We start from the raw sequence: 25660 nt of genomic DNA on the forward strand, positions 1-25660 counted from the left end.
CCTTCAATGACTCGGGGCGGTGTTCCCGCTGGTGGTCGACGCCGACACCAGGCGGTTGCGAGCCCGCCCCATCAACTCTTCACGCTCGTCCTCGGTCAGGCCGCCCCACACGCCGTACGGCTCACGCACCGCAAGCGCATGCGCCGCGCACTCCGCACGGACAGGGCACCTCATGCAGACCTCCTTGGCCGAGTTCTCGCGAGCGCTCCGAGCCGCCCCGCGCTCACCCTCCGGGTGGAAGAAGAGCGAGCTGTCCACCCCGCGGCAGGCAGCCAGCAGCTGCCAGTCCCACAGGTCAGCGTTCGGTCCGGGAAGGCGGGAGAAATCTGCCATTACGTGACCCCTTGTAGCCGTTCTGGGCGGATACGGTGCCAACGACCGTACATCTCCGGTCTAAGGAGATGAAAATATGACTCATTGCGAATCTAGCCTCGGACATCCCGAAACGGGAAGAAAAGCGGCCGAATGGGGCATGGGTTGTGATGAAAAGTTGAGGGTCTGTTGGTCGTGTCTGCACCGTGTCGAGACCCTCACGTAGAGTGCCGATGACGGTATGCAGCCCCGTAACTCTTTCGAGTGACCGTCGTTGAGAGTGCGGAGGCGGTTGAGAACACCGGCACTCGGGCAGGCGTCCGGGGCGGTCGACCGCACAGGTGACGATTCCGTACCAGCCTGGAGGCTCAAGGTGACGCGCATCAGCTGCGGAGGGCGGTCATGACTTCCGTCCTCGTCTGCGACGACTCCCCGCTTGCCCGAGAAGCACTGCGCCGCGCGGTCGCGACCGTGCCCGGTGTCGAGCGCGTGACGACGGCGGCCAACGGCGAGGAAGTCCTCCGCCGCTGGGGCGCCGACCGCTCCGATCTCATCCTGATGGATGTCCGCATGCCCGGCCTGGGCGGTGTGGAAACCGTGCGCCGGCTGCTGTCGGCGGACCCGGGCGCGCGCATCATCATGCTCACCGTCGCCGAGGATCTCGACGGCGTGGCCCTCGCGGTCGCCGCCGGCGCCCGCGGGTATCTGCACAAGGACGCCTCGCGCGCGGAGCTGCGCGCCACGGTGACGCAGGCGCTGGCCGACCCGACCTGGCGGCTGGCCCCGCGCCGGCTCCGCTCCGCCGAGATGGGCGCCGCGCCCACGCTCACCGCGCGCGAGATCCAGGTCCTGGAGGGCATGAGCCACGGCCGCTCCAACGCGGAGATCGGGCGCGAGCTGTTCCTCTCCGAGGACACGGTCAAGACGCACGCGCGCCGCCTGTTCAAGAAGCTCGGCGCCTCGGACCGGGCCCACGCCGTGGCGCTCGGCTTCCGCTGGGGACTGGTCCGGTAGCCGGTGTCCGGCCCCACGGGGCCGGGCGGGACCGGTCGGCCCCGGGCGGTTCGCCCGAGGCCGGCGACGGCCCCGCCGCCCCGGGCAGTCGCCGCGCGCGCCCCGGGACTTGGCTCGCGCCCCGGGAGCGCTCGTGAACGCCCCGGACGCGCGTCCCGGCCGCCCGGGGGAGTTGCTGTGAGGTGCCGTCACGGGGTGGACCCGGTCACATTCGGGGGCATCTGCGCCGACTCGTCGGCACGGTGTTCCCCCGTGTGCGGGACCGTGATCACGCGCCGTGCGCCGGGTGCCGTCACACGCCGGTCCGCAGGAGCGGTGTCGTCCGGCAAGGCCCAGGTCGGCGGCGTTCGTCGGCCCGGAGCGGAGCGGCCACGGACGGTGCCGTGCGGGGTGGTTCGGGGTGCGGGCGCGCGGGTGGCGTGCGCCGGGCGTACGACCCCACCGGACATCTCTGCGAGTGGCGCGCAAGGCAGCACGCCGTACGCGCGACGCTCGTTTCGGCGCGGATGCCGCATCCTTGAGATGTGGAGTCTCTCGGGGACGAGTCGGTCGAGCGGAAGGGGAGGGCGCAGGAGATGAGTGCCGGCGCACCTGCTCATAACGCTTCGGTGCACAACCACGAGCACAATGCGACGGACCGGACGGCCGCAAGGCACCATGGACCGATGCGCGACGACGATGCGGGCACGGCCCAGGGGGCGATCGGTGCGCTCGTGCATCGTGCCGTCGACGGGGACGAGCAGGCCACGCACGATCTGCTCGCCCATGTCCACCCCCTCGCGCTGCGCTATTGCCGCACCCGGCTGTCCCGGCTGCCGGGCGACGCGCGTCACTTCGTCGAGGACCTCGCCCAGGAGGTCTGCGTCGCGGTCCTGTTGGCCCTGCCGCGCTACCGCGACACCGGCCGCCCCTTCGAGGCGTTCGTCTTCGCCATCGCCTCGCACAAGGTGGCCGACCTCCAGCGTGCGGCGATGCGCCACCCGGGCTCCACGGTCGTCCCCTCGGACGAGATGCCGGAGCGCCCCGACGACTCCCTCGGTCCCGAGGAGCGCGCCCTGCTCAACAGCGACGCCGCGTGGGCCAAGAAACTGCTGGCCAACCTCCCCGAGAACCAGCGCGAACTGCTCCTGCTGCGCATCGCCGTGGGCTTGACCGCGGAGGAGACGGGACAGATGTTGGGAATGTCACCCGGCGCGGTCCGGGTCGCCCAGCACCGCGCGCTGAGCCGCCTGAGGGCGCTCGCCGAGCAGTGACACCGTGAGCGGAGCCCCTGCGGCGCCCGTTGTTGAACAGTCACGCTTCCGCTTCCGTACGAACATACGAAGCCTGAAGCCACCCCGTACCGTGGAATTTGCTAGCGGCGCTTCCCGTTAGCATGGACATCCGCACCGATCAAGGCCATTTGGGGAAGGTGTCATGACTGCCAACGTCGACGGAGTGCCCGGAAAATTCGCGACACTCGGGCTGACCTACGACGACGTGCTGCTGCTGCCGGGCTCGTCGGACATGGCGCCCGACGACATCGACACCGCCTCGTACGTCTCCAAGAACGTGCGGGTCAACATCCCGCTGCTGTCCGCCGCCATGGACAAGGTGACCGAGTCCCGCATGGCGATCGCGATGGCCCGCCAGGGCGGCGTGGGCGTGCTGCACCGCAACCTCTCCATCGAGGACCAGGCCAACCAGGTCGACCTGGTGAAGCGCTCCGAGTCCGGCATGGTCACCGACCCCATCACCATCCACCCGGAGGCCACGCTCGCCGAGGCCGACGCGCTGTGCGCCAGGTTCCGCATCAGCGGCGTCCCGGTGACGCACGGCGACAAGAAGCTCCTCGGCATCGTCACCAACCGTGACATGGCCTTCGAGAGCGACCGCAGCCGCCGCGTGCACGAGGTCATGACCCCGATGCCGCTGGTCACCGGCAAGGTCGGCATCTCCGGCGCCGAGGCGATGGAGCTGCTGCGCAAGCACAAGATCGAGAAGCTGCCGCTGGTCGACGACGAGGGCGTCCTCAAGGGCCTGATCACCGTCAAGGACTTCGTCAAGGCCGAGCAGTACCCGAACGCCGCGAAGGACTCCGAGGGCCGGCTGCTGGTCGGCGCGGCGGTCGGCGTGGCCGGTGACTCCTACGAGCGCGCCCAGGCCCTGGTCGAGGCCGGTGCCGACTTCATCGTCGTGGACACCGCGCACGGCCACTCCCGGCTGGTCGGCGACATGATCGCCAAGATCAAGTCGAACGCCGCCGGCGTCGACGTCATCGGCGGCAACGTCGCCACCCGCGACGGCGCCCAGGCGCTGGTCGACGCGGGCGCCGACGGCATCAAGGTCGGTGTCGGACCGGGCTCCATCTGCACCACGCGCGTGGTCGCCGGTGTCGGCGTCCCGCAGGTCACCGCGATCTACGAGGCCGCCCTCGCCGCCAAGGAGGCCGGTGTCCCGGTCATCGGCGACGGCGGTCTGCAGTACTCCGGCGACATCGCCAAGGCCCTGGTCGCGGGCGCCGACACGGTGATGCTCGGCTCGCTGCTCGCGGGCTGCGAGGAGTCCCCGGGCGAGCTGCTGTTCATCAACGGCAAGCAGTTCAAGTCGTACCGCGGCATGGGCTCCCTCGGTGCCATGCAGACCCGCGGCGACCGCAAGTCGTTCTCCAAGGACCGCTACTTCCAGGAGGGCGTCGCCTCCGACGAGCAGCTGATCCCCGAGGGCATCGAGGGCCAGGTGCCCTACCGCGGCCCGCTGGCCTCCGTCGTCCACCAGCTGGTCGGCGGTCTGCGCCAGTCGATGTTCTACGTCGGCGGCAGGACCGTGCCCGAGCTCCAGGAGGGCGGCCGGTTCGTGCGGATCACCTCGGCGGGCCTGAAGGAGAGCCACCCGCACGACATCCAGATGACGGTCGAGGCGCCGAACTACAGCAGGAAGTGACGCACGCGTACGCGTGACGGCAGGAAAAGGGCGGCCCCGGAGCATCCGGGGCCGCCCTTGTCGTACCCGTCGGCGATACTGGGAGACGCTGAAACGCATCAGGGAAAGGCCAAGACGTGACTGAGATCGAGATCGGGCGCGGCAAGCGGGGCCGCAGGGCGTACGCCTTCGACGACATCGCCGTCGTCCCCAGCCGCCGTACGCGGGACCCGAAGGAGGTCTCGATCGCCTGGCAGATCGACGCCTACCGCTTCGAGCTGCCCTTCCTGGCCGCCCCCATGGACTCGGTCGTCTCCCCGGCCACCGCGATCCGCATCGGTGAGCTGGGCGGCCTGGGTGTCCTCAACCTCGAAGGTCTGTGGACGCGGCACGAGGACCCCCAGCCGCTGCTGGACGAGATCGCCCAGCTGCCCGCCGAGCAGGCGACCCGCCGCCTCCAGGAGATCTACGCCGCGCCGATCAAGGAGGAGCTGATCGGCGCGCGCATCAAGGAGGTGCGCGACTCCGGCGTGGTCACGGCGGCCGCGCTCTCCCCGCAGCGCACGGCCCAGTTCTCCAAGGCGGTCGTGGACGCGGGCGTGGACATCTTCGTGATCCGCGGTACGACGGTCTCGGCGGAGCACGTCTCGTCCTCGCACGAGCCGCTGAACCTGAAGCAGTTCATCTACGAGCTGGACGTCCCGGTGATCGTCGGCGGCTGCGCCACGTACACCGCGGCCCTGCACCTGATGCGCACGGGCGCGGCCGGTGTGCTGGTCGGCTTCGGCGGCGGCGCCGCGCACACCACGCGCAACGTGCTGGGCATCCAGGTCCCGATGGCCACGGCCGTCGCCGACGTGGCCGCGGCCCGCCGGGACTACATGGACGAGTCCGGCGGCCGGTACGTGCACGTGATCGCGGACGGCGGCGTCGGCTGGTCCGGCGACCTGCCCAAGGCGATCGCCTGCGGCGCCGACGCGGTGATGATGGGCTCCCCGCTGGCGCGCGGCACGGACGCGCCGGGCAAGGGCCACCACTGGGGCATGGAGGCGGTCAACGAGGAGCTGCCCCGCGGCCAGAAGGTCGACCTCGGCACGGTCGGCACGATCGAGGAGATCCTCACCGGCCCGTCCCACACCCCCGACGGCTCGATGAACTTCTTCGGCGCCCTGCGCCGCGCCATGGCCACGACCGGCTACAGCGAGCTGAAGGAGTTCCAGCGGGTCGAGGTCACCGTCGCGGACAGCCAGCACCGCCGCTGACCCGTACGACGCCGCGGGGCCCCGTCCACCGGTGCGGTGGGGGTCCCGCACGGCCCGTCAGCGACTCCGGCGGGCGTTGAGCCGGGCGGCCTGGCGTGTCAGGTGGTCGCGCTCGGCGAGGTGGGGTGCCTTGTGGGCCGCCTCGGCGTACAGCCGTGCCGCCGTCGCCAGGTCGCCGTCGCGCTCGTGGAGGTACGCCGCCACCGCGGTGTGGCGCGGCAGTGAGTCGTCCAGTTCCGCGAGCGCCGCGAGGCCTGCGCGCGGTCCGTCGGCCTCGCCGACGGCGACCGCGCGGTTGAGCCGGACGACCGGGCTGTCGGTGAGGCGCGCGAGCTCGTCGTACCACTCGACGATCTGCACCCAGTCGGTCTCCTGCGCGGTGGGCGCGTCCGCGTGGAGTGCGGCGACGGCGGCCTGGGCCTGGAACTCGCCCAGCCGGTCGCGGGCGAGGGCCGTCTGCAGGATCTCGACCCCCTCGGCGATCAGCGCGGTGTCCCACCGGCCGCGGTCCTGCTCCGCGAGCGGTACGAGGCTGCCGTCGGGCGCGGTCCGCGCGGCGCGCCGCGCGTGGTGGAGCAGCATCAGGGCCAGCAGCCCCGCCGCCTCGGGGTGGTCGACGTGGGCCGCGAGCTGCCGGGTGAGCCGGATGGCCTCGGCGGCGAGGTCGACGTCGCCGGAGTAGCCCTCGTTGAAGACCAGGTAGAGGACGCGCAGCACGGTGGCCACGTCACCGGGCTCGTCGAGGCGTACGCCGGAGACGGTGCGCTTGGCCCGGCTGATGCGCTGCGCCATGGTCGCCTCGGGCACCAGATAGGCCTGGGCGATCTGGCGGGTGGTCAGCCCGCCGACGGCACGCAGCGTGAGCGCGACCGCGGACGACGGTGTCAGCGAGGGGTGGGCGCAGAGGAAGTAGAGCTGGAGCGTGTCGTCGGCCCCGGACGCGGGACCGGCGGCCGGTTCCGCGTCGACGAGGTCCTCACGCCGGCGGCGCGCGGTGTCCGCGCGGGTCGCGTCGAGGAACCGGCGCCAGGCCACGGTGACCAGCCAGCCCTTCGGATCGCGCGGCGGCTCGGCCGGCCAGACGCGGACCGCCTCGACCAGCGCGTCCTGTACGGCGTCCTCGGCCGCCGCGAAGTCGGCTCCGCGGCGGACGAGGACGGCGAGCACGCTCGGTGTGAGGCTCCTCAGCAGAGCCTCGTTCACGAGTGAAAGCACTCCGTGATGGTGGGCGACGCGGTCAGGAACGGGCGCACCTCCAGCCACTCGTGGATCGGCTTCCCGCCCGCACCCGGGGCGGCCGACAGCTCCCCGGCCAGCTCGACGGCGCGCTCGTAGCTGTCGACGTCGATCACCATCCAGCCGGCGATCAGGTCCTTCGTCTCGGCGAACGGGCCGTCGGTGACCGGCGGGCGCCCCTCGCCGTCGTACCGGACCCAGGCCCCTTCGGGGGCGAGCGCCTGGCCGTCGACGAACTCGCCGGTCTTCTCCAGCCGGGCCGCGAAGTCGTTCATGTACTGCACGTGCGCCGAGATCTCCTCCGGCGTCCACCGGTCCATCGGCACGTCGTTGACCGCGGCCGGGGCGCCGCGGTAGTGCTTCAGCAGCAGGTACTTGGCCATCGTGTCTCTCCTCGCCTGGTGCGACCCATTGTGGTCGCGTTCACCCCGGGGACGGAGCCGGACGCGGGTTCTCGACATCGGCGGCCGATATTTTTCCGGAGAGCGATTCCGCCCGCTCAGAGCCGGTGCGCCGCCCCCGTCGGCGTGGCGCCGCGGGTGTCCAGGAGGAGCTGGGCCTTCACCGACAGGCCTTGCAGGTCGTACGTGCGGTGCTGCTGGAGCAGGATCGTCAGGTCGGCTTCGGCGGCCGCCTCGTAGAGCGAGTCCGCGCGCGGGACCGGGCGGTCCAGGACGTTCCACGCGGCCACGTACGGGTCGTGGTAGCTCACCGAGGCGCCCATCTCCATCAGCCGGATCGCGACCTCCTGGGCCGGTGTGCCCTGGAGGTCGGCGAGGTCGGCCTTGTAGGTGACGCCGAGCAGCAGCACGCGCGCGCCCCGAGCGGACTTGCCGTACTCGTTGAGGAGGGTGGCGGCGCGCTGGACGACGTAGCGCGGCATGCGGTGGTTGACCTGCTGGGCCAGTTCCACGATGCGCAGCGTGCGGGTGGCGTGGCCGGTGAGGTCCTGCGGGACACCGTGCCCGCCGACGCCGGGGCCGGGGCGGAAGGCCTGGAAGCCGAAGGGCTTGGTCTCCGCGCAGCGGATGACGTCCCACAGGTCGACGCCGAGCTCGTAGCAGAGGACGGCCATCTCGTTGACGAGCGCGATGTTGACGTGCCGGAAGTTGGTCTCCAGCAGTTGCACGGTCTCCGCCTCGCGCAGCCCGCGCGCGCGGACGACCTTGTCGGTGAGCCGGCCGTAGAAGGCGGCGGCCGACTCGGTGCAGGCGGGGGTGAGGCCGCCGATGACCTTGGGGGTGCCGGCGGGGGTGTGGTCGCGGTTGCCGGGGTCGACGCGGCTGGGCGCGTAGGCGAGGTGGAAGTCGCGTCCGGCGCGCAGCCCCGAGCCCTTCTCCAGCAGCGGCCGCAGGAAGTTCTCCGTCGTGCCGGGCAGGACGGGGGACTCCAGGATGACGGTGGTATGCGGGCGCAGCCGTTCGGCCAGGGTGCGGGCGGCCGCTTCCACCTGGCCGAGGTCGAGCCCGCCGTCGGCGTCGCGCGGGGTCGGCGCGCAGATCACGGCGGTGCGCACCCGGCCGAGCTGGGCGGCGTCGGTGCCGGGCCGGAAGCCCGCGGCGTGCATCCGGCGCAGCTCGGCCGGGCTGAGCGAGCCCGCCTCGGGGCCCGTGGCGTAGCCGATGGTGGAGATGCCGGCGGCGACGGCGGCCTGGGCGAGCGGCAAGCCGTAGGGACCGAGTCCGATGACGGCGAGGTCTGCGGGCATTGGCGTGAGCCGTCCTTCCCAGTAGCCGAAGCGGGACAGGTGCGCAACCGCTGTGGACAGCCTGAGCGGGCACGATGTCAGCCTAGGTAGAGATATGACCGTTATGTGTGATTGTGTTCGTGTGTCTTCCGAGGGTTGTGCGTGAGTTGTCCACAGCGTGGAAGCCCGTGGTGGCTGAAGCCGGGCAAGCCGGTCAGAATTTGGGCATGAGGAGGGGATGAACCGGGCTTCGCCCACCGGGTGCGGCCGACGCGAGCGAGTGCGACAGCGGGAGGCAGCGGTGAGGACAGCGACTCTGGGCCCTGAGCAGCGCGCCGAGGCACTGGCGGCGATGGCGGAGCGCGAGCTGGACGTGCTGGTGGTCGGCGCCGGAGTCGTCGGTGCCGGTACGGCGCTGGACGCGGTCACGCGCGGTCTGTCCACCGGTCTCGTCGAGGCCCGCGACTGGGCGTCCGGCACCTCCAGCCGGTCCAGCAAGCTCATCCACGGCGGCCTGCGCTACCTGGAGATGCTCGACTTCGCCCTCGTACGGGAGGCGTTGAAGGAGCGCGGGCTGCTGCTGGAGCGGCTCGCCCCGCACCTGGTCAAGCCGGTGCCGTTCCTCTACCCGTTGCAGCACAAGGGCTGGGAGCGGCTCTACGCCGGCTCGGGCGTGGCCCTGTACGACGCGATGTCCATGGCGCGCGGACACGGCCGGGGCCTGCCGCTGCACCGGCATCTGACCCGCCGTCACGCCCTGCGCGTCGCCCCCTGCCTGAAGAAGGACGCGCTGGTCGGCGCCCTGCAGTACTACGACGCCCAGGTGGACGACGCCCGCTTCGTGGCCACCCTGGTGCGCACCGCCGCGTCCTTCGGCGCGAAGGTGGCCAACCGCGCGCGCGTGACCGGGTTCCTGCGCGAGGGCGACCGGGTCGTCGGCGCGCGGCTGCGGGACGTCGAGGGTGGCGGGGAGTACGAGATCCGCGCCAAACAGATCGTCAACGCGACGGGCGTGTGGACCGACGACACCCAGGCCATGGTGGGCGAGCGCGGCCAGTTCCACGTCCGCGCCTCCAAGGGCATCCACCTCGTCGTGCCCAAGGACCGCATCCACTCCGCCAGCGGCCTGATCCTGCGCACCGAGAAGTCCGTCCTCTTCGTCATCCCCTGGGGCCGGCACTGGATCATCGGCACCACCGACACCGACTGGGACCTCGACAAGGCCCATCCGGCCGCGTCCAGCGCCGACATCGACTACCTGCTGGAGCACGTCAACTCCGTGCTGGCGGTCCCGCTCGGCCGCGACGACGTCCAGGGTGTGTACGCGGGCCTGCGCCCGCTGCTCGCCGGGGAGTCGGACGCCACGAGCAAGCTGTCCCGCGAGCACACGGTCGCCCATCCGGCGCCGGGGCTCGTGGTCGTCGCGGGCGGCAAGTACACCACCTACCGCGTGATGGCCAAGGACGCCGTCGACGAGGCGGTGCACGGCCTGGACATGCGCGTCGCCGACTGCGTGACCGAGGAGACCCCGCTGCTGGGCGCCGAGGGGTACCAGGCGCTGTGGAACGCACGCGCGCGCATCGCCGCCCGCACCGGAGTGCACGTGGCCCGCGTCGAGCATCTGCTGAACCGGTACGGCTCGCTGGCCGAGGAGGTCCTGGACCTCGTCGCCGCCGACCCCGCGCTGGGCGCGCCGCTGACCGGTGCCGACGACCATCTGCGTGCCGAGGTGGTCTACGCCACCTCCCACGAGGGCGCCCGGCACCTGGACGACGTCCTCACCCGCCGCACCCGCATCTCCATCGAGACCTTCGACCGGGGCACGCGCTGCGCCCGCGAGGCGGCCGAGCTGATGGCGCCGGTCCTCGGCTGGGACAAGGGCCAGGTCGAGAGAGAGGTCGAGCACTACGAGAAGCGGGTGGAGGCCGAGCGCGAGTCCCAGCTCCAGCCCGACGACCTGACGGCGGACGCGGCCCGGCTGGGGGCGCCGGACATCGTGCCGCTGTAGCCGCGTCAGACCCTGAAGCGGTGTCAGGGTCCCGGTTCCTCCCCTCTTGCAACCCCTCATCCCGATAAGCGGAACGGCTGCTTCAGGTAGGCCCCCTGGGCGTCGGGCACTTGTCGGGTGAGAGACAATGGAGGCTCTGTCAGGGCGGGTTGCATGAGGGGACGCATGTCGGAGGCGGAGCGGGCGGGCACTTCTCGTCAGGAAACTCGTCAGGACAAGAGCGAGCGTCGTCTCCTCGCCGGGCGGTACCGGCTGGGAGACGTGCTGGGCCGCGGCGGCATGGGCACCGTGTGGCGGGCCGATGACGAGACCCTGGGCCGGACGGTGGCCGTCAAGGAGCTGCGGTTCCCGTCGAACATCGACGAGGAGGAGAAGCGGCGCCTGATCACGCGCACGCTGCGCGAGGCCAAGGCGATCGCCCGGATCCGCAACAACAGCGCGGTGACGGTCTTCGACGTCGTCGACGAGGACGACCGGCCCTGGATCGTCATGGAGTTGGTGGAGGGCAAGTCCCTCGCCGAGGTCATCCGCGAGGACGGTCTGCTGGAGCCGAGGCGCGCCGCCGAGGTCGGGCTCGCCGTCCTCGACGTGCTGCGCTCGGCGCACCGCGAGGGCATCCTGCACCGGGACGTGAAGCCGTCCAACGTGCTCATCGCCGAGGACGGCCGGGTCGTGCTCACCGACTTCGGCATCGCCCAGGTCGAGGGCGACCCGTCCATCACCTCCACCGGCATGCTCGTCGGCGCCCCCTCCTACATCTCCCCGGAGCGCGCCCGCGGCCACAAGCCCGGCCCGGCGGCCGACCTGTGGTCCCTCGGCGGCCTGCTGTACGCGGCGGTGGAGGGCACTCCGCCGTACGACAAGGGTTCGGCGATCGCCACGCTCACCGCGGTGATGACCGAGCCGCTGGAGGAGCCCAAGAACGCGGGCCCGCTGCGGGACGTCATCTACGGCCTGCTCACCAAGGACCCGGCCAAGCGGCTCGACGACGCGGGCGCCCGCTCCGAGTTCAACAAGGTGATCCGCGCGCCCGAGCCGGAGCCGATGGACGCCACCCGGGTGGTTCCGCTGCCGCCGCAGCCCGCACCCGCCGAGGGCAGACGGAGCGAGGAGGCCGCGGACAAGCTGCGCGGCGCGCTGCGTTCGGTCCGCAAGGCGGCGGGCGCCGCCTCGGCCGCGGCCGCGACGCGGGCGAAGAGCGGCGGCAACCCGAGCACGCCCCCCGCGGGCGGCACGGCCGCTTCGAGCGGTACGCGTGGTGCGAGCGGTGCACGTGGTGCGAGCGGGTCGGGGGGTGGCGCGCGTACGACCGGTTCCGCGGGCGCGGCCGGTCCTGTCACCGGCGCCGACCGACCCGGTGCCTCCGGCGCCGGACGGCCCGGTGGGCCTGCGGAGGGCGGCGCACGGCAGACCGGTACGGCCCCGTCCGCCGTGGGCGGGCCGAACTCCGGTGCGAGCAAGCCGAGTTCGGGCTGGCCGGTGATGCCGCCGCCGGACCTGGACCTGCCGCCGCGGCCGGTGCCGAGGGCGCCGCTGACCGACGTGGTGCCCCGGCGCACGCTGGTGATCATCGCCGTGGTGGTCGCCCTCGCCGTGCTCGGCACCGTGCTCGCCTTCGCCCTCAGCGGCGGCGACAAGAACGACAACGGCGGCGGGGCCAGGGCGGCGGCGAGCGCGAGCGCGTCCACCAAGGAGGACCGCGGCACGGGCGGCGCCGCGCGGGCGGAGGGGTCGAGCCCGTCGTCCGCCGGCGGCACGCCGTCGGGCGACCGGACCGACGGCGGCGCGAGCGCGTCCGCCGCCGGCTCCGGCTCGTCCGCCGCGAAGGGCGGCGGCAGCGCGCCGGCGGTGTCGACCCGCAAGGGCGGCCAGGGCTACTCGATCGGGCTGCCCAAGGGCTGGTCGTACGGGTCCAGCGACAGCGCCGGCGACCGCTACACCGGCCCCGACGGGCAGAAGCTGCTCGTCGCGTGGACGACCACGCCCAAGGGCGACCCGGTGGCGGACTGGAAGAACCAGGAGCGCTACATGGTGCGTTCCCAGTACCACAAGGTCCGTATAGAGAAGGTGGACTACCGCGACTGGAACACGGCCGACTGGGAGTTCACGTACGTCGACGGCGCCAAGTACCACACCATCGACCGGGGATTCGTCGTCAACGGCAGTCTCGGCTACGGGCTGATGTACACCGCGAAGGACGCGGACTGGGACAGCGCGCTGCGCAAGGACACCTGGAAGACGCTGACGGCGTCCTTCACACCCAAGTCGTAATCACCGTACGGCGGTTTGGGGCGTCATAATCCGGCATCCGCTCAATGCGGGTTGCCTCCGGCACGTATCGTGAATGGTTGCGGACCGTACGCAGCCGTATGAGTGTGCGAAACGGGGCGCGAGGCGAACGGATGTGACCAACCGGGCGGCCGGGGGAGGCAACGTGGACGACTACGCGGGTCGGGTGCTCGCCGACCGCTACCGCCTGCCGCTGCCGCCCTCCGACGAGTACGAACTCACCGAGACCCGCGCCTTCGACACCTACAGCGGGCAGGAAGTCCTCGTCCGGCAGGTGCCGTTGCCGGAGGTCGTCGAGGCCGAGGTGCTCGACGCGGAGGGACTGCCCGAGGGGTTCACGGCGCGCGAGCGCGGGTCCCGGCGGGCGGCGCCGGACGCCCGTACGGCCACCCGCCGGCCCGCCGACCCGGCCGTACGGCGCGCCGTCGAGGCCGCGCAGGCGGCCGCCCGCATCCCCGACCATCCCCGGCTGGACCAGGTCTTCGACGTGTTCGCCGAGGGCGGGTCCCTGTGGATCGTCAGCGAGTGGGTCGCGGCGCGCCCGCTGTCCGCGTTCCTCGCCGAGCAGCCGCTGTCGCCGTACCGGGCGGCCGAGGTCGCCTCCGACGTGCTCATGGCGCTGCGGGTGCTGCACGCCCACGGCTGGGTGCATCGCAACATCACGGCCCGTACGGTGCTCGTCTGCGACGACGGCCGCGTGATGCTGACCGGCCTCGCGGTCGGCGCGGCGGAGGAGGCGCTGAGCGGGTACGACCCGGTACCGAGCCTTGACGACGCACCGAACGAGGGAATTCCCGGGACGCCGGGCGGGACGGGAACGGCGGGACCTGTGGGTCCGGCGGGCCTGGAGCGGGCCGAGCCGGAGACCGGGACGGCGTCCACCGGCAGCCCGGGTGGCGGTCGCGTGGGTGGGCCTGCGGGGCGGGGCGGGGGTGCGTTCGCCGGAGGGTGGGCGGCGAATGCCGGTGCGGACGGTGCGGACGGTGCCGACGGTGCGTTCGGCGGTGGGCAGGGAGCCGCCGCCTCTTCCGGTGGCCCGGCGGGCGGTGTTCCGTCCGCCGACGTCGATCCCGAGGCCGCGCGCCGGGCGGCGATCCGGGCGAGGGCGGCCGGCGGCCTGCCGGGCGCCGACGGGACGTCGGGCGGCGCCGATACGCCAGAACCGCGGGCCCTGGAGAGCGGAGCGAGCGGTACGGGTGGGGCGAGCGGGGCGAGCGGGGCCGACATCCGGGCCGCCCGCGCCGGAGCCATCGCCGCGTATCGCGCGGGCGCGCGTGCCGCCGCCCGGGTGCAGGAGTCCCGGCAGACCGGACGCCCCGCACTGCCCGGCGCCCGCCCGCCCGCCGAGGGCAGCACCACCTACGGCGCCGACCGGACACTCCCCGCTCCGGGAGCAAACCCCCACGGCGGCCACGGGCTGCCCTCGGACGGACGGCGCCCCTCGGCCATGCCGGGCCAGAACCCCGCTGTCCCCGGCCAGAACCCCGCCGTCCCGGGCCGGAACCCGCTCGTCCCCGGCCAGAACCCCGCCGTCCCGGGCCGGAACCCGCTCGTCCCCGGCCAGAACTCCGCCGTGCCGGGCCAGAACCCGCTCGCACTCGGTCAGAGCCCTGTCAGCCCCGGCCAGGCCCCCGCCGTCCCGGGCCGGAACGCCGCCGCGTCCGGTCAGAGCCCGCTGGCCCCCGGCCGGAACCCGTTCACCCCCGGCCAGCCCCCCGCGGTCCCCGGCCAGAACTCACTCGCCCCCGGCGGGAGCCCGCTCGCGCCCGGCCAGAACCCGTTCACCCCCGGCCAGAACCCCGCCGCCCCCGAGCAGCCCTCCTCCCCCCTCCCCGGCATCGATGCCACCCGTCAGGTTCTGCCCTCGCAGTCCGCCGGTGTCTCCCGTTGGGATGAGTCCGGTGTTCTGGCCGGGCCTCCGCGTGGGCCCGTGACCGCTCTGGCGGCCGAGAGGGCGCGGCAGGTGCGGATGACGGTGGTCGGGCCGGTGACCGAGCGGTGGGCGCCGGAGCAGGCCGGGCCCGTACACGAGAACTGGCAGCTGGCGGCGCCGATCGGGCCCGCGACCGACCTGTGGGCGCTCGGGGCGTTGCTGTTCCGGGCGGTGCAGGGGCACGCGCCGTACCCGGAGGAGTCGACGGCCGAGCTGGTGCAGCTCGTGTGCGCCGAGCCGCCCGCCTTCGCCGAGGAGTGCGGGCCGCTGCGGCCGGTCGTGGAGTCGTTGCTCCGGCAGGATCCGACCGAGCGGCTCGACTTCGAGGAACTGGGCGGCTGGCTGCGGTCGTTGGTGCGGTCCGCGCCCGAGCCCGACGCCGGTACGCACGTGGTGACCGTGCCGCCCAGCGACCCGCGCCGGCTGCCGATCGTCCGGCGCCGCGGCGAGTTGGTGCGGCTGCGGCGCCGGCGTGCCCGTGCGGCGGAGGCCTCGCCGCACGGCCGGCACAAGCGGTCCCCTGAGCGGGCCGGGGGCGAGGCGCGTTCGCCGCGCGGTCTCGGCCGGACCCTGCTTGTGCTGATCCTGCTCCTGCTGGCCGGCGCGATCGCGTACGCGATGCTGTTCCTGCCCAAGCAGGGGCACGACGGAGCGGCCGGCGGCGACCGGACCGGCAGCGCGGGGGAGGCGAGCCCCGCGCCCTCGCACGACCCGCAGCCCTCCGGCCCGCAGCCCTCCTCCGGGCAGTCCGCGGACGGCGGTCCCTCCGCGTCCGCGCCCGCCACCCAGACCCAGACCGGGGGCGATCCGAGCGTCGGTGACGGTTTCACTCTGCGTACCGACCCCGGCGGTTTCAAGATCGCCGTCGCCAAGGGCTGGGGCCGCACCCCGAAGAACGGCAGCGGGGAGGTCGTGTACGGGCAGGGGGACTTCGAGTTGATCGTCGTACCCGGAAGGGACAGCGCGGCGGCCTACGGCAGTGACCCGATGGCGTACCAGCGGGACAAGGAGAGCGAGCTGCAGCCGTACCGGGACTCCAGCTGGGCCACGGCCACCGGGCTGCGGACCATCGAGGTGGGCGGACGGACCATGGCCGAGGGGCAGTTCACCTGGACCGACGGGCAGGGGCGCGACCTGTTCGTGCGCAACATGGCGATCCTGCTGAACGGCCGCTACCACATCATCCAGGTCCGTGGCCCGGAGTCCGAGCGGGACCAGGTGACCCGGTTGTACGAGCAGGCCACCGAGACGTACACCTACACCGGTTGAGCGCCACGGGCACCGGTTGAGCGCGCCGGGTAACCGGCGGAAAGCGCTTGGGCAGGCGACAAGCGTCACAGTGCTGTCACCTTGGTACCCCGCTGGTTCCCTGCGGGCGGGCCGGTCCTTAGTCTGAGCCTGTCAAGAGCATTGCGGGGCAACGTGAATCAGATGCAGGGCCTGCTCGTAGCGGGCCGCTACCGGCTCGCCGATTCCATCGGCAGCGGCGGCATGGGCCGGGTGTGGCGCGCCCACGACGAGGTGCTGCACCGGACGGTCGCCGTCAAGGAGTTGACGGCGGCCCTCTACGTCTCGGACAGCGACCGGGCCGTGCTGCTCGCCCGTACCCGGGCCGAGGCCCGGGCCGCCGCGCGCATCAACCACTCCGCCGTCGTCACCGTGCACGACGTCCTCGAACACGACGGCCGCCCGTGGATCGTCATGGAGCTGGTCGAGGGCAACTCGCTGGCCGACGAGGTCAAGGAGCGCGGCCGCGTCGAACCGCGGGAGGCCGCGCGGATCGGCCTGTGGGTGCTGCGGGCGCTGCGCGCCGCGCACTCCGCCGGTGTGCTGCACCGGGACGTCAAGCCCGGCAACGTACTCCTCGGCAAGGACGGCCGGGTCCTGCTCACCGACTTCGGCATCGCCCAGATCGAGGGCGACTCCACCATCACCCGCACCGGAGAGGTCGTCGGCTCGGTCGACTATCTCGCGCCTGAGCGGGTGCGCGGCCACGACCCGGGCCCGTCCTCGGACCTGTGGGCGCTCGGCGCCACGCTGTACACGGCGGTCGAGGGCCGCTCGCCCTTCCGCCGCACCTCACCACTGAGCACCATGCAGGCCGTGGTCGAGGAGGAGGCCGCCGAGACGCGCCACGCCGGTGCGCTCGGCCCCGTCATATCCGCCCTGCTGCGCAAGGAGCCCGACCGGCGGCCGGGCGCCGAGGAGGCGGAGCAACTGCTCGCCGAGGCGGCGGAGGGCCGCCGCCCCGACGCGGCGCAGGCCTTCGTCCCGACCCAGAACTCCGGCCTGCACACCAGCAGCGCCTCCGTGGGCTACGGCCCCGGCACCTCCGGTACCGGTTACGGCACCGGCGCGACCGTCCCCGGCTACGGCGACCCGGCCGCGCCGGGCGCCGGCCGCTCGATGACCGGACCGACGGCCGTGGCACCCGCCCCGCGCGGACCGGCGGGATCGGCCGCGGTCCCCGCGGGCCGCGGCGGCGCGGGACGGGGCCGTCCCCGGCGCCGGCTGCGCACCCTCGCCCTCGTCGTCGCGGCGGCCGCCGTGCTCGGCGGCGGCGCGGCGGTCGCCGTCCAGGAGTGGGGCGCGGCGGCGAGCAGCACCGGGTCGAGCGGCGGCGCGGGCCCGGCCACCGACCCCTCCGCGAGCGCCGCGAGCTCGCAGGACCCCGACGGCACGATCCCGGCCGACTGGGAGACCCACCACGACCCGCTCGGCTTCAGCCTCACCCTGCCCAAGGGCTGGAAGCGGAAGGTCTACGAGATCCAGGGCAACCTCAAGCAGATCGACTACAGCCCGGACGACGGCAAGCACTTCGTGCGCATCGCCATCGACGGCTCCCCGGACTTCGCCACGCCCCTTCTGCACCAGAAGGACCTGGAGACGCAGCTCCAGCGACTGGTCGACTACAAAAAAGTGCAGATGAAAGGGAACATCTACCGCGACCGCCCGGGCGCGCTGTGGGAGTACACCTGGAACGCGCTGAAGAAGGACCCGCCGTACGTCGCCGGACCGCGGCACGCCATCGAGGAGACGTACTACTCCCGTTCGGGCGTCGAGTACGCCATCTACATGTCGACGCCGGCCGAGGACTGGGCGCGGACCAGCAAGCAGTTCACGTGGGTGCTCCAGGGCTGGCAGGAACCGGGCAACAGCTGACGGACGCTCAGGACCGCCGAGGGCGCCCGATGCGGCCGGCGCGGCCGATACGGCCGAAAACCGCTGGTCGATCGGTACTGCTTGGCTGATCGGTGTCCCGGAGCGCGCGGGTCCGGTGCGGCATGATGGGGCGCATGGGGACCGAGGGCGCCGACTTCCGGGTGATCGCGGGCCGTTACCGTCTGGAGGCACGCATCGGGCGCGGCGGCATGGGCGTCGTGTGGCGGGCGAGCGACGAGTTGCTGGGGCGCCGGGTCGCGGTCAAGGAGATCCTCGCGGACGACGCGCTCCCGGACGACGACACGCGGCGCCGCCAGGACCGTACGTTCCGCGAGGCGCGGGCGGTCGCCCAGTTGCGGCATCCGCACATCATCGTCGTGCACGACGTCGTGGAGCAGGACGAACGACCGTATCTGGTCATGGAGTTGGTCGAGGGCGGCTCGCTCGCCGACCGGATCGCCCGGCACGGCCCGGTCGACGCCGCCGAGGCCGCGCGCATCGGGGTCGCCCTGCTCAGCGCGGTGCGCGCGGCGCACGAGGCGGGGGTGCTGCACCGGGACATCAAGCCCGCGAACGTGCTGATCGAGTCGGGCACCGGCCGGGTCGTGCTCACCGACTTCGGCATCGCGCAGGTCGCGGGCGCCACCACGCTCACCGAGACGGGTTCCTTCGTCGGCTCGCCCGAGTACACCGCGCCCGAGCGGATGTCGGGGGTGCGCACCGGGCCGGAGTCCGACCTGTGGTCGCTGGGCGCGCTGCTGTGCACGGCGCTCAGCGGCGAGTCGCCGTTCCGGCGCGACTCGATCGGCGGCATCCTGCACGCCGTCGTCGCCGCCGAGATCCGGCCACCCGCCGAGGCCGAGCCGCTGCTGCCCGTCGTGCGGGGGCTGCTGGAGCGCGACCCGGAGCGGCGGCTCGGCGCGGCCGACGCCGAGGACATGCTGCGGACGTACCTGGAGACGGGACGGACGCCGGACGCACCGGGCGCGGCCGCCGCGGCGGGCGGGTCGCGCGGTCATTGGACCGGCGGGGGGCGTACGGCGCGGCCGGGTGCGGGCAGCCGTACGGGACATCGCACAGGGAGCCGTACGGGGAGCCGTACGGCCGGGGCGGTGGCGCCCTACTCGCCGACCCGGCCGGACGTGCCGCGCCCGCCCGCCGCCCCCGCTCCCTCGGCCGTCCCGCCGCCCCGGACCGCCACCCGCGGGGTGCTGATCGCGGCGGTGCTCGTCGCCGCGCTGGCCGGAGCCGGCGTGTCGGCCGCACTGCTGCTGCACGGGGACGACGCCGGAGGGGGCGGCAGCCCCGGCGGTACGGCGACGTCCCCGGCGACCGGAACCGGCAGTACCGGCACCCGTCCGTCCTCGACCTCACCCTCGCCCCCCTCGCCGACCGCCTCGCCGGGTCCGACGGGCACCGACTCCCGTACCGCGCCCTCCGGCTACCGCACGGCCCGGGACCCGGCCGGCTACTCCCTCGCCGTACCGGAGGACTTCACCCGCAGCCCGCAGGGCGAGCGCGTCTTCTACCTCTCGCCGGGCGGGACCTTCCGCCTCGGCATCCGGGTCGGCGCGGCCCGGCCGGGCGGCCCGCAGGCGGCGATGGAGCGGTCGGCGGCCGACGGCCCGCACACGAATCCCGGTTACCACGACGGCCGGGTCACCCGCGCCGTGCACGCGGGACACCCGGCCGCGCTCTGGGAGTTCAGCTGGGCCGGCTTCAGCGCGGCGGAGGGCCCGCGGCACACCTACGACCTGTGCTGGGAGGAGTCCGGGCGGCTGTACGACGTGTGGGTGTCGGCGCCGGTCGGCAAGGTGCGGGAGGCGCGGGAGTACTTCGACGTGGCGCTGGACACCTTCTCGGTCACGGCTTCGTGACCGGATCCCGGCCCCTGTGGATCCGGCGCTGGAACGTGCGGCCGCCGAGCGGGAGTCGGTGATACCGGCGGACTTCGCGGGCGGTGGCGGTGCCGTGGGGGTGCGCACCGCGCCTCGCGGATTCAACCCGCACCGGTGGAGTGACCGCCCGAACTGCCGCCCCCGCGCGGGGCCCTGACCGTTCGCTTCGACAACGGCCTGGTGCACACGGTACTCATGGGGCATGACTGAAGACGGCGAACACCCGCCCGGCGCACGTCTGATCGGTGGCCGCTACCGCCTCACCGGTCGCCTCGGCTCCGGGCCCACCGGGACGGTCTGGCGCGCACAGGACGAGGCCGGGCAGGGGCAGGTCGCCCTCAAGGAGCCGCTGCTGCCCGGCGATCCGGCCGACGACGAGGACAGCCGCCGTATCGCCCACCGGCTCTCCACGGAGGCCAGGGCCGCCGCCCGGGTGCGCCACCCCTGTGCCGTCACGGTGCTGGACGTCGTCGCCGAGGGTCATGTCCCGTGGATCGTCATGGAGTTGGTGGAGGGCGAGTCGCTGCGCGAGGTGCTGCGGCGCGGGCCCCTGCCGCCCGTCGAGGCCGCCCGGATCGGGCTCGCCGTCCTCGGCGCCCTGCGCGCCGCGCACGCCGTCGGCATCGTGCACCGGGACGTCAAGCCGGCCAACGTGCTGCTGGAGTCCGGCACCGGGCGGGTCGTCGTCACCGACTTCGGAACCGGCGACGGCCACCCCGGCGCGGCGCCCGCCGGGTTCGTCGCCCCCGAGCGCGCCGCGGGCCCCGGCGCCGGACCGGCCTCCGACCTGTGGTCCCTGGGCGCGCTGCTGCGGGCCGCGGTGGGGGAGGACACCGAGGGCCGCGGGGACAGTGAGGCCACCGAGGGCACAGGGGGCACCGGGGCCGTCGAGGTCGCCGGCCAGGTGCCGCTGGGCGCGCTCGGCCCGCTGCTGGACCGGCTGAACGCCGACGAGCCGGCGGCCCGCCCCGACGCGGCGCAGGTCGCGGCCGCACTCCACGACTACCTCGGGCTCACCCCCGTACCGGAGCCCGTGCCGCCGCGGGCCGTACGGCAGGTCCAGGCGGCCGAGGCGGCCGAGGCGGCCGAGGCCGGCCCCGCGGCAGGACCGCGTCGCCGCACCCCGCGCACCACCCTCGGCCTGCTCCTGGCGAAAAAAGCCGGACTCGAATGATCGTTCTGTTCGGGCGGGTGTCAACGCCCTGATCAGCACATTCACTGCCAGTGATCACTGGCAGTGTGTGAGCAGGTCGTGAATCCCCGTTACCGACGGGTACACAAAGGCTGTGCTCCGGCATACCCTGCGCCTCATGACGGACACGCAGGCCTCGGACATCGCCGGTACCAACCCCCTCGCGCCCGCCCCCGAGGGCGCCCGCACCGCCGCCGACGTGGTCACCCCGGAACTGGTGGCCCGGCTCACCAAGGGCGTGGTCGGCTCCGGCCGGACCGCCAACCACACCCCGTTCACCGGCGAGAAGCTGGCCGACCTGCCCGAGTCCACCCCCGAGGACGTGGAGAAGGCCTTCGAGGCCGCCCGCGCCGCGCAGTCCGTGTGGGGGCGGACCCCGGTGGGGCGGCGGGCCGCCGTGCTGCTGCGCTTCCACGACCTGGTGCTCCAGCGGCAGGCCGAGGTCCTCGACCTCATCCAGCTGGAGACCGGCAAGGCCCGGCTGCACGCGCACGAGGAGGTGCAGGCCGTCGCCGTCGCGGCCCGCCACTACGGCCGCAAGGCCCCCGCCTATCTGCGGCCCAAGCGGCACACCGGCGCCATCCCGACCCTGACGAAGGTCACCGAACTGCGCCACCCGCGCGGGGTCGTGGGCCAGATCGCCCCCTGGAACTACCCCCTGGAACTGTCCGTCGGCGACGCCCTGCCCGCCTTCGTGGCCGGCAACGCCGTGGTGATGAAGCCGGACACGGAGACCTGTCTGACGGCGCTGTGGGCGCGCGACCTGCTGATCGAGGCCGGTCTGCCCGAGGGCGTCTTCCAGGTCGTCCTCGGCGAGGGCCCGGTCGTCGGCCCCGAGGTCGTCCGGCACGCCGACTACGTCTCCTTCACCGGCTCCACCCGCACCGGCCGCGAGGTCGCCCAGGGCGCCGCCGCCCGTCTGGTCGGCGTCTCCCTCGAACTCGGCGGCAAGAACGCCATGCTGGTGCTGGACGACGCCGACATCGAGAAGGCCGCCGCCGGCGCCGTACGCGCCTGCTTCTCCTCGGCCGGACAGCTCTGCATCTCCATCGAGCGGCTGTACGTCCACGAGTCGGTCGCCGACGCCTTCCTGGAGCGCTTCGCCGCCCGCACCCGGGCCATGCGGCTCGGCAACTCCCTCGCCTACGGCGCCGACATGGGCTCGCTGGTGGGCGAACGCCAGCTGAAGACCGTCGAGCGGCACGTCGAGGAGGCCGTCGGCAAGGGCGCGAAGGTGCTCGCGGGCGGCCGGGCCCGCCCCGACATCGGCCCCTACTTCTTCGAGCCCACCGTCCTGGACGGCGTCGAGGACTCCATGGCCGTCTGTGCGGAGGAGACCTTCGGGCCGGTCGTCTCGGTCTACCGCTTCTCCTCCGACGACGAGGCGGTCGAGCGCGCCAACGCCACGCCGTACGGCCTGAACGCGTCGGTCTGGACGGGCAGCGCCCGGCGCGGCCGCGAGGTCGCCGCCCGCCTGCGCACCGGCACGGTCAACGTCAACGAGGGCTACGCGCCCGCCTACGGCAGCGTCCAGTCCCCGATGGGCGGCATGAAGGACTCCGGTCTCGGCCGCCGGCACGGCTCGGAGGGCATCCTCAAGTACACCGAGGCCCAGACGGTGGCCCAGCAGCGGCTGCTGCCGATGGCGCCGTCGCTGGGGATGGACGACGCGAGTTACGCCCGCTTCATGAGCACGAGTCTTCGGGTGATGAAGGCGTTCCGGTTCAGGTAATTCCCTTACTCCCTTGACGGCCCCGATTCCCCTTCCCTTGACGGCCCGACGAGGACGACCCAACGAGGAGCACACGTGCCGCACGACGCCTACGACTACGACGTCCTGATCGTCGGCTCCGGATTCGGCGGTGCGGTGTCCGCCCTCCGCCTGACCGAAAAGGGTTACAAGGTAGGCGTGTTGGAGGCCGGCCGCCGCTACACCCGCGAGGCCCTCCCGAAGAACTCCTGGGACCTGAAGAACTACCTCTGGGCCCCGAAGCTCGGCCTGTACGGCATCCAGCGCATCCATCTGCTGGGCAACGTGATGGTGCTGGCCGGCGCGGGTGTGGGCGGCGGCTCGCTCAACTACGCCAACACCCTCTACGTCCCGCCGAAGCCCTTCTTCGAGGACCCGCAGTGGAAGGACATCACCGACTGGCAGGAGGAGCTGCGGCCGTACTACGACCAGGCCCGGCGCATGCTCGGCGTCCGCCTGAACCCGACGATGACGCCGTCCGACGTGCATCTGAAGGCGGCGGCCCAGCAGATGGGCGTCGGCGACACCTTCCATCTGGCCCCGGTCGGGGTGTTCTTCGGTGACGGCAAGGACGCCGACGGGACGGCGAAGGCGAGCCCGGGGCAGGAGGTCGCCGACCCGTACTTCGGCGGCGCGGGCCCGTCCCGCAACGCCTGCACCGAGTGCGGCGAGTGCATGACCGGCTGCCGCCACGGTGCGAAGAACACCCTCAACGAGAACTACCTCCACCTCGCCCAGCGGGCGGGCGCGGAGGTGCACCCCATGACGACGGTCGTGTCCGTCACGGACGACTCGCGCGGCGGGTACGCGGTGGCGACCCTGCCGACGGACCGGAAGAAGAAGGGCGAGGGCCGTCTGTTCACCGCCCGGAAGGTCGTCCTCGCGGCCGGCACCTACGGCACGCAGACCCTGCTGCACCGGATGCGGTCCGGCGGCCAGCTGCCGTACCTGTCCGAGCGCCTCGGCCACCTGACCCGGACCAACTCCGAGGCGCTGGTCGGCGCGCAGACCGACAACCGCCGCTACCGCAAGGCACACGGCACGGCGGCGGCCGACTTCACGCAGGGCGTCGCGATCACGTCCTCGATCCACCCGGACGAGAACACGCACATCGAGCCGGTCCGCTACGGCAAGGGCTCCAACGCGATGGGCGGCCTGTCGATCCTCCAGGTGCCGTACGCGGAGGGCTCCTCGCGCGCGCTGGCCTGGCTGACGAACGCGGCCAGGCACCCGCTCCTGGTGCTGCGGTCGCTGTCCAACCGGCGCTGGTCGGAGCGGACCATCATCGGCCTGGTCATGCAGTCCCTGGACAACTCGCTGACGACGTACCTGAAGCCCAACGGCGTCGGCAAGGGCCTGCTCACCGCCCGCCAGGGCCACGGCGCCCCCAACCCCAAGCAGATCAAGGCCGCCACCGAGGCCGCGAGCGTGCTCGCCGCCGAGATCAACGGCTTCGCCGGCAGCAACGTCGGCGAACTGATGGGCACCCCGCTGACCGCGCACTTCCTCGGCGGCTGCCCCATCGGCGACTCGGCGGAGACCGGAGTGATCGACCCGTACCACCGTCTCTACGGCCACCCCGGCATCTCGGTCGTGGACGGCGCCGCGGTCTCGGCGAACCTGGGCGTGAACCCCTCGCTGACGATCACCGCGCAGGCCGAGCGTGCGATGTCGTTCTGGCCGAACAAGGGCGAGGCGGACCCGCGCCCGGCACCGGGAGCGGCGTACGAGCGCCTGAAGCCGGTCGAACCGCAGTCCCCGGCGGTCCCGCAGGACGCCTTCGGCGCACTGCGGCTGCCGTTCCTGGGGATTCCGGCGGTGCCGCCGAAGAAGTAAGCGCGGCGCCCCGCGCGGGCCGGCGCAGGAACCTGCACAGGAATCGGCGCAGAGGGACCTGCATCCCCCTCCGAAAGCAGGTCCCTCGTACGACTCGGCAGGTTTGATCAGCGAGAACCATGAACGGTTGCCCCGGCGGCACCGGATTTCGATGTGATCCGAGTCACTTGCCGGTGCCTTCTCGGGTATGCCGAAGGGCCTTGGGCATGACGAAGGGCCCCGCGGGACGGAGAGGTCGCGGGGCCCTTCTCTTTCAGTCAGCACCGACGGCAGGGCAGCGTCGGTGCCTGGGAAGCGGTGCCGGGGGGGGGCGCACCGCTGGTCGGTCGGCGGTCGGAGTAGGCAGCAGTGCCGTCGTGCCGTCGTTCGCTGTCTGCGCGGGGACCCGGGGCTGCGGCGCATCGTTCGACCCGGCACTGGTGCTGATGTGCAGTTTTCCCGCCGGTCGGCCCCGGGCGTCCCCGGAGCCGACCGTTCTCTGGGGTGACCGGGCTGCTGTCCCCTGCCGTCCGGTCACTTTCCGGAGCGAGGTCCCACGGCGCACGGCACGACCCGTACGCCTCATCGCTCCAGCGAGCCACGCGTGGTTCTGTCGGGCCCGCCCCTGGCTGGCACGGACAACCCCTCAACGAAGCGGTGCGCGGGCCGGTCACGCGCCGTACGGGTGAGACGGCGGTAGAACTCAGATGCGACCCCGGCACAGTTCGAGCAGGGTCATGGCGAGGGGGGTGCCGGGCTTGCCGAGGGCCTCGCGGTAGCGGCCGAGGATCTCCATCTCGCGGGAGAGGTGCACGCGCCGCCCGCCGGAGGTGATGCGGGTCTGCTGCACGACGGCGGAGACGGCCATCCGCTCCTGGATGAGGCCGATGATCCGGTCGTCGAGCACGTCGATGCGCTCACGGGCACCGGCGATGGTCTCTTCCGGGGCTTCGGGGACTTCCGGGGCTTCGGGCGCTTCCGGGGAGGTGGTGGTCATGTTCGGGGCTCCTGGGTGAGGGTCGCTGGGACCGGTGGGCGGCTGTCGGGGGAGCCCCGGAACGACAGAACCCGGAAAACGTCAGGCGCCCCGGGCCTTGTCGGCCCGGGGCGCCTGGGAAGTCGCTTGGCGTTCGCTCAGCTCAAGCAGCACGACCATGGCAGCCGGCGGGCCGGTTGCCATAGGTAAAGAGGAAGGTCGAGT

At 73.0% G+C, this 25660-nt stretch carries 17 protein-coding genes; 12 read left to right on the plus strand and 5 right to left on the minus strand.

Annotated elements, in window-relative coordinates; genetic code table 11:
- Positions 1-3 precede the first annotated feature (3 nt).
- Positions 4-333 carry a WhiB family transcriptional regulator gene (locus ACFC8N_RS29015; RefSeq protein ID WP_071370108.1) on the minus strand — a complete coding sequence of 110 codons (330 nt, stop codon included), beginning with the start codon at positions 331-333 and terminating at the stop codon, positions 4-6.
- Between the two features lie 381 nt (positions 334-714).
- On the opposite strand from ACFC8N_RS29015, the gene ACFC8N_RS29020 reads away from it, so the two are divergent.
- The 4 genes from ACFC8N_RS29020 to ACFC8N_RS29035 all read left to right on the plus strand — a co-directional run bounded on the left by ACFC8N_RS29020 (position 715) and on the right by ACFC8N_RS29035 (position 5489).
- The gene (locus tag ACFC8N_RS29020) at positions 715-1326 is read left to right on the plus strand and encodes a response regulator transcription factor (protein ID WP_003948568.1); all 612 of its coding nucleotides are present in this window, start codon (positions 715-717) and stop codon (positions 1324-1326) included.
- Positions 1327-1991: 665 nt separating this feature from the next.
- Complete coding sequence (locus ACFC8N_RS29025; RefSeq protein ID WP_356033471.1) at positions 1992-2579, plus strand: sigma-70 family RNA polymerase sigma factor; 588 nt, start codon at positions 1992-1994, stop codon at positions 2577-2579.
- 163 nt (positions 2580-2742) lie between these two features.
- Positions 2743-4248, plus strand: a complete 1506-nt coding sequence (gene guaB, locus ACFC8N_RS29030) for an IMP dehydrogenase (RefSeq protein ID WP_376291042.1) — start codon at positions 2743-2745, stop codon at positions 4246-4248.
- Positions 4249-4364: 116 nt separating this feature from the next.
- Positions 4365-5489 carry a GuaB3 family IMP dehydrogenase-related protein gene (locus ACFC8N_RS29035; protein WP_356033467.1) on the plus strand — a complete coding sequence of 375 codons (1125 nt, stop codon included), beginning with the start codon at positions 4365-4367 and terminating at the stop codon, positions 5487-5489.
- A gap of 57 nt (positions 5490-5546) precedes the next feature.
- Here the strand turns inward: ACFC8N_RS29035 and ACFC8N_RS29040 are convergent, their stop codons facing one another.
- The 3 genes from ACFC8N_RS29040 to ACFC8N_RS29050 all read right to left on the minus strand — a co-directional run bounded on the left by ACFC8N_RS29040 (position 5547) and on the right by ACFC8N_RS29050 (position 8433).
- Positions 5547-6692 (minus strand): RNA polymerase sigma factor, encoded by a 1146-nt coding sequence (locus ACFC8N_RS29040; protein WP_376291274.1) that lies wholly within the window; start codon positions 6690-6692, stop codon positions 5547-5549.
- Positions 6689-7108 carry a YciI family protein gene (locus ACFC8N_RS29045; protein WP_356033465.1) on the minus strand — a complete coding sequence of 140 codons (420 nt, stop codon included), beginning with the start codon at positions 7106-7108 and terminating at the stop codon, positions 6689-6691. The genes ACFC8N_RS29040 and ACFC8N_RS29045 overlap by 4 nt, the downstream gene beginning before the upstream one ends.
- A gap of 116 nt (positions 7109-7224) precedes the next feature.
- Positions 7225-8433, minus strand: a complete 1209-nt coding sequence (locus ACFC8N_RS29050) for a nucleotide sugar dehydrogenase (protein WP_376291044.1) — start codon at positions 8431-8433, stop codon at positions 7225-7227.
- 280 nt (positions 8434-8713) lie between these two features.
- Here ACFC8N_RS29050 and ACFC8N_RS29055 point away from each other — a divergent pair, with 280 nt between their 5' ends.
- From ACFC8N_RS29055 to ACFC8N_RS29090, 8 genes are all read left to right on the plus strand, one after another.
- A complete protein-coding gene (locus ACFC8N_RS29055) occupies positions 8714-10420 on the plus strand; it encodes a glycerol-3-phosphate dehydrogenase/oxidase (protein WP_376291046.1) in 1707 nt (568 codons plus the stop codon).
- 165 nt (positions 10421-10585) lie between these two features.
- Complete coding sequence (locus tag ACFC8N_RS29060) at positions 10586-12691, plus strand: protein kinase (RefSeq protein ID WP_376291048.1); 2106 nt, start codon at positions 10586-10588, stop codon at positions 12689-12691.
- Between the two features lie 163 nt (positions 12692-12854).
- On the plus strand, positions 12855-15911 hold the full coding sequence (locus ACFC8N_RS29065; protein WP_376291049.1) for a protein kinase: 3057 nt from the start codon (positions 12855-12857) through the stop codon (positions 15909-15911).
- 162 nt (positions 15912-16073) lie between these two features.
- Entirely contained in the window at positions 16074-17804 is a 1731-nt protein-coding gene (locus tag ACFC8N_RS29070; RefSeq protein ID WP_362818172.1) for a serine/threonine-protein kinase, read from the plus strand.
- Positions 17805-17938: 134 nt separating this feature from the next.
- Entirely contained in the window at positions 17939-19681 is a 1743-nt protein-coding gene (locus tag ACFC8N_RS29075; RefSeq protein WP_362818174.1) for a serine/threonine-protein kinase, read from the plus strand.
- 223 nt (positions 19682-19904) lie between these two features.
- Positions 19905-20876, plus strand: a complete 972-nt coding sequence (locus ACFC8N_RS29080) for a serine/threonine-protein kinase (RefSeq protein WP_376291054.1) — start codon at positions 19905-19907, stop codon at positions 20874-20876.
- 136 nt (positions 20877-21012) lie between these two features.
- Positions 21013-22626 carry a succinic semialdehyde dehydrogenase gene (locus ACFC8N_RS29085; protein ID WP_356033446.1) on the plus strand — a complete coding sequence of 538 codons (1614 nt, stop codon included), beginning with the start codon at positions 21013-21015 and terminating at the stop codon, positions 22624-22626.
- 75 nt (positions 22627-22701) lie between these two features.
- Positions 22702-24480 (plus strand): GMC family oxidoreductase, encoded by a 1779-nt coding sequence (locus tag ACFC8N_RS29090; protein WP_356033443.1) that lies wholly within the window; start codon positions 22702-22704, stop codon positions 24478-24480.
- A gap of 682 nt (positions 24481-25162) precedes the next feature.
- On the opposite strand, the gene ACFC8N_RS29095 is transcribed toward ACFC8N_RS29090, so the two are convergent.
- Positions 25163-25456, minus strand: coding sequence for a chorismate mutase (locus ACFC8N_RS29095; protein WP_376291057.1), 294 nt, complete (start codon positions 25454-25456; stop codon positions 25163-25165).
- Positions 25457-25660: the final 204 nt, after the last annotated feature.

It is taken from the genome of Streptomyces sp. NPDC055966 (genome assembly GCF_042269865.1).
GTDB lineage: Bacteria > Actinomycetota > Actinomycetes > Streptomycetales > Streptomycetaceae > Streptomyces.